1 protein-coding gene and 1 pseudogene are annotated in these 3629 nt (G+C 58.2%); one reads left to right on the forward strand and one right to left on the reverse strand.

Annotated elements, in window-relative coordinates; all coding sequences use genetic code 11:
* Positions 1 to 483: 483 nt before the first annotated feature.
* A pseudogene (locus tag NKJ12_RS32430) lies at positions 484 to 598 on the forward strand (IS110 family transposase); the annotation flags it as partial.
* Between the two features lie 288 nt (positions 599 to 886).
* On the opposite strand, the gene NKJ12_RS31905 reads toward NKJ12_RS32430, so the two are convergent.
* Positions 887 to 2176 (reverse strand): ATP-grasp domain-containing protein, encoded by a 1290-nt coding sequence (locus NKJ12_RS31905; RefSeq protein ID WP_352707682.1) that lies wholly within the window; start codon positions 2174 to 2176, stop codon positions 887 to 889.
* Positions 2177 to 3629: the final 1453 nt, after the last annotated feature.

A 3629-nucleotide genomic window follows, 5' to 3' on the forward strand; every position in this document is an offset into this window, starting at 1 on the left:
CCAAAGCCCATGCGACCGACGATTGTTCAGCATTCTTTCCCCCCACCCTCTCATCTTCAAAGTTCCCTGCCCTAGCAGCAACACGGACGCGCTCTAACCATTTTCGCGGCCCAAAGGGCCAGTACCTACTTTGCAAGGCCGTTTACAAACGGCGGTACCGATCTGATGTGGGATCGACGAACACTTGCGCGGTCGTACTTTCTGCCCACACACTGCCGCCATAGAGAAAAATCGCGCGATCGGACACTTCCGGCGCGAATTCCATTTCCTGCGTGACAATCAGCGTTGTCCTCCTCTCATCCGCAAGGGTGCGCATAACCTTGAGAACTTCGCCTACCAAATCGTCCAGCGCGATCCTCGGATGCCTGGGCTTTGGCGACGACAGAATTCAAAGCGGAGCGGGTTAGATCCTAATGCGGATCCTCAACGGCGGTCGCGAAGGAGGTTGCGGTGAATACGCCGTCTCGCTGTTTCGGCCCTTGACTCGGCCTGAAGACCCGGCGGTATCAATCGAGAGAAGTCGATTATGATGGCCATCCCCCGACGCCGCGATCGTCATTTCCGAGGACTTCCCTACGAAGGGGCGACGGTCATCCTGCGTCCAGTTGGGCCGAACTCGATACCCCTCCACGCAGCGCAGGGCGAGCCGCCTCACCGAATGAGGCGAGCCTGCAACTAGCGTTGGATTAGCCTGGTTTACAAGACAGGCAGCATTCGACGAGCTCCCTGCCTTGACGCCACGTCGTTCGGATTGCGCTGGCCAACGTGAACCGCATCCCACTTCAAAAATCAGCTGATCGGGAATCCTCTCGGACGGCCAAAGGACCCCATTGACCTGCGTCAGTCTCCTTCTCTCGATTGCGCCGATGTTCGGCGAATCACAGCTCTACCTGACGCCACCTCCGCACGTTCTGGGAGGTACGGGGACCACTGATTGTTCCTGTTCGCCAAGGGCAGAAAACGGCGTGATCGACCAATCGATCAAGGCTACGGCATGCTGAAGTAACGCGTCTGTCTGGGCGCGGCTCGGCGAACCGGCGATGACGTGACCAATCGTGTCTCGGTAATCGCCTTTCTTGACGATAGGTGTCTTGGGTTGAACATAGAATTTGACCTCGGCGACACCTTCCACGGCAGCCGCCCGACTGTCACCATCGATCCAGTCGATGATGCCATCGCGATCAGGGAGTAGGAACCGCGCGCCCGCAATAAGCGAACGCCTTCTGCGCAAATCCCATTCGTCGCCGATCACAAGTTTAATGTGTTCGGTGACGAGATCGACACCATAAGCTAACTTAACCATTTGAGGACCGGGCGCGCCTGCAAGACGCGGATTGACCTCGATGACGACTGGGCCACGCTTCGTCCAGCGGAATCCGATGTTCGTTGGTCCCCAGCCAAGGTCGAGAGCTTGCAAACAGCTCAGCGAAACGTCGGCGACACGCTCCTGCTGGTCGTCAGTCAGCACAGCCGGATAGGTGCACTCACGATGGACAAAATGCGGTGGACCGCCGAAGTCAGCGGTGCCAATTCCAATGACCTCATCTCCCATTATGTCGGCCCAATAATAGGGCCCCTGTGCGAATTCTTCGACCAGTATCCTGGGCGAAGACCGCCATTTGTGCTTCCCGCCCAACAGATGGATCGTATGTTCGGCTAATTCATCGACGTTGCGGCACAATCGGACACCGCTGCTGCCGCTGCCGACGGCTGGCTTAAGAATCACCGGGAGGTTGATTTCCGCGGCACAGCTTTCTACGTCCGCGGCATTGGCTGCTAAGCGATAAGCGGGCATTGGAACGCCGGCCTCCGCGAGGAGCTGACGTTGCACGAATTTGTCGCAGCATCGTTCAATGGATGTGGGGTTCGGTCCTGGCAGATCGAAGGATCGGCAGAGCTTGGCAATTGTCGCATAGGCCAACTCGTCGAGGCCCGTAAAGCCAGTAATGCCAGCAATGTCGTAGGTTGAACGCATCCGGACGCATTCGCAGATCAGCGCATCGAGATTGTCGGTATCGACACGGATTGCCTCTATTCCTTCCGCCGCAAGATAGTCGTACTGGGCTGGATCAGCCGACAGGGTAATTGGATGAAGGCCAAGACGCTTGGCCGCTTTAACGTATAGCAGTCCAATACTCCTGTTACCTTCAATCAGGATGAGCGCTCTTTTTGCCATTGGCGTCGACCTCCGTAGTGTGCTGTGCTACGGGCTCAGGGTAAACAGGCGTCGACTTGTTAATCGCGCCGGGCCTCAGCCCAGGGGGAAGCTACCATTCTCTGCGATCTGATCTCGCAAAGATTCTGTGAAGATATCTGAAGGACTTATTGCAGTGTTGGTCACCCGCGGCTGGAATCTGGGTGCCCTCGCAGGAGGATTGGCATGTGAGTTGGCGTAGTCTCCGGGATGTCAAACCTCGAATCATCCCGTCCTTTTGCCGGACAAGAGACTACGCCATCACTAGGAGTATCATGAAGGTCGAAGCTATGAGGCGACGAGGTATCTTTTCGACAACTGTTTGACTGGGCTGCGCGAGCGGGGTGCGGCTTCACCGCTTAAGACCAGCAAAGCGGCGCTCGCCCCTCCCATTATGGCCCGCAGCCCGGGGGCGCGGTGATGAGACCACCGCTGCGGCCGGCCACAGCCACGACCGCCGGGTGCGAACTTAGACAGGACCTTCAACACCACCGAGATCAAGGCTTGGCGTTCGGCCTCGATGTCAACGAGGACAAGACGGTGGAAAGGAGGGGCAAGGCTCTGCGCTCCTATCAGGGGCCCACGAGGCCGCCGACGCACCGATCGCGTCAAACTACCTGGCAGGCACGAACATGCGATGCGCCCGTCGTGCGCTTGCCGCCAAGCAGGCTCGCAGACGCGCCGATTTATTGGGTTGATGTAAACCTAAACTGACACAAACACTACATCATAGCTTAATGAAAATGTCGTGGCACGTTTCGTGTTGAAACCCCATACTTACTTCAAAAGCGTTAGAAAGCGGCGTGCAGGACATGGCGGGAAGCTCCGACAACGCCACGGGCGCCCCCTAGGCATTATGTCGGTCGGAAATCTGGCCCGCGCAGTGGCAACGGTTGCTCGCTGCGCGATCACCGAGGCTTCCCGGCGCGTGACACGGAAACGGCTTCCGCGATTGCGGCGACGAGGTATCGACCTCATCTCGGTCGGATGGCTGGCGCGCAGCCGCGCTGATTCTGGACGTCGGGCCGTATGTGCCGGTGACCGGAACATCTGCACGCATTGAACTGATCGAGAGGGAATGAAAGGAATACCAGGGTCGGAGCTGCGTAGCGTGACAGTATCCTCTCCTGAGGCAGGGCGCCGTTTCCAGCGCGTCGGCGATCGAGGTGTTGATTTAGCGCCACCAGCAATCGTCGCCTTTTGTGCCTAGGCAGCGAGAGAACGCGGGTTCCCCGCGTCGACAGGAGGGTGGTTCATGCAAAGCGCACATTCATTCGCAACGCTTTCGGGAGCGCTGGGCGGTCCGTCTCCGGCGTCTGGATAATGCACCCCGTGGGCGTCTCGCCAGTTAGCGTCGAGGCTAGCCGATCGACCTGCTCGCGCTTAAGGGCTCTCGATCCAGATCGCTTGGAGGTATGGCAATGGATGTCACAAC

This window comes from Mesorhizobium sp. M0195, from assembly GCF_040322115.1.
GTDB lineage: Bacteria > Pseudomonadota > Alphaproteobacteria > Rhizobiales > Rhizobiaceae > Mesorhizobium.

Bases quoted from the DNA above. Each gene is read 5' to 3' on its own strand.
- NKJ12_RS31905 (WP_352707682.1), bottom strand. From the start codon at position 2,176: ATGGCAAAAAGAGCGCTCATCCTGATTGAAGGTAACAGGAGTATTGGA.